The organism is Streptomyces sp. NPDC001599, assembly GCF_042893535.1.
Taxonomy (GTDB): domain Bacteria; phylum Actinomycetota; class Actinomycetes; order Streptomycetales; family Streptomycetaceae; genus Streptomyces.
Genome location: NZ_JBIAVA010000041.1, coordinates 1 through 1,208 on the forward strand (window position 1 = coordinate 1; position 1,208 = coordinate 1,208).

Annotated in this window: 1 protein-coding gene; it reads right to left on the bottom strand. The window is 68.0% G+C overall.

Annotation, left to right across the window (positions count from 1 at the left end; translation table 11 throughout):
* Positions 1 to 1,208, bottom strand: a 1,208-nt coding sequence (locus tag ACFYZ3_RS38450) for a sugar porter family MFS transporter (RefSeq protein ID WP_388528052.1), incomplete at both ends; no start/stop codon positions are given.

Here is a 1,208-nt window from a genome sequence, read left to right on the forward strand (position 1 = left end):
GCGAAGATCGTGTAGATCACGTAGGTGCCGGAGAGGTTCCAGTCGGCCAGCGACGGGAAGCTCGCGGTGATGGCCCAGTTGGCGATCCACTGCGCGGAGGCGGCCACGCCCAGCGCGGCGGCACGGATCCGGTTGGGGAACATCTCGCCGAGGAAGACCCACACGACCACGCCCCACGACAGGGCGAAGAAGAGGACGAAGAGGTGGGCGGCGATCAGGGCGACCCAGCCCTGGGTGGCCGGGAGCTTGCCGTCGACCAGGTCGAAGGAGAAGGCCCACGCCTCCAGCGCGAGGCCGATCACCATGCCGACCGAGCCGATCAGGGCCAGCGGCTTGCGCCCGACGCGGTCCACGAAGATCATCGCGATCACGGTGCCGATGATGTTGATGATCGACGTCGTGAACGAGTAGAAGAACGAGTCGGCGGGGTCGACACCGACCGACTGCCACAGCGTCGAGGAGTAGTAGAACGCGACGTTGATGCCGACGAACTGCTGGAAGACCGACAGGCCGATACCGATCCACACGATCGGCCTGAAGAAGAAGCTGCCGCCCAGGAGGTCCTTGAAGGAGGACTTCTCCTCGCTGTGCATGGCGTGCTCGATCTCGGTGACGCGGGCGTCGAAGTCCACGTCCTTGCCCTCGACCTCCTCGAGGATCTTCCTGGCGCGCTCGTGCTTGCCCACCGAGATCAGGAAGCGGGGGGACTCGGGGATGGCGAAGGACAGCAGGCCGTACAGGACGGCCGGGATCACCATGACGCCCAGCATGACCTGCCAGGCCTCCAGGCCCATCAGCTCGCCGCGCTGGTCGCCGCCGGCGGCGTTCAGCAGACCCCAGTTGACCAGCTGGGAGACGGCGATGCCGATGACGATCGCGGCCTGCTGGAAGGAGCCGAGCCGGCCGCGGTAGGCGGGCGGGGAGACCTCGGCGATGTAGGCGGGGCCGATCACCGAGGCCATGCCGATGGCGAACCCGCCGATGACACGCCACATGGCGAGGTCCCACAGCGCGAAGGGCAGCGCGGAACCGACGGCGCTCACGGTGAACAGGACCGCCGCGATCTGCATGCAGCGGATACGGCCGATGCGGTCGGCGATCCGGCCCGCGGTCGCGGCACCGATGGCACAGCCGATCAGAGCCACGGCGATGACCTGCGCCAGCACCGCGGAGCCGACGTCGTAGCGGTCCCGGATCGCCTCGACCGC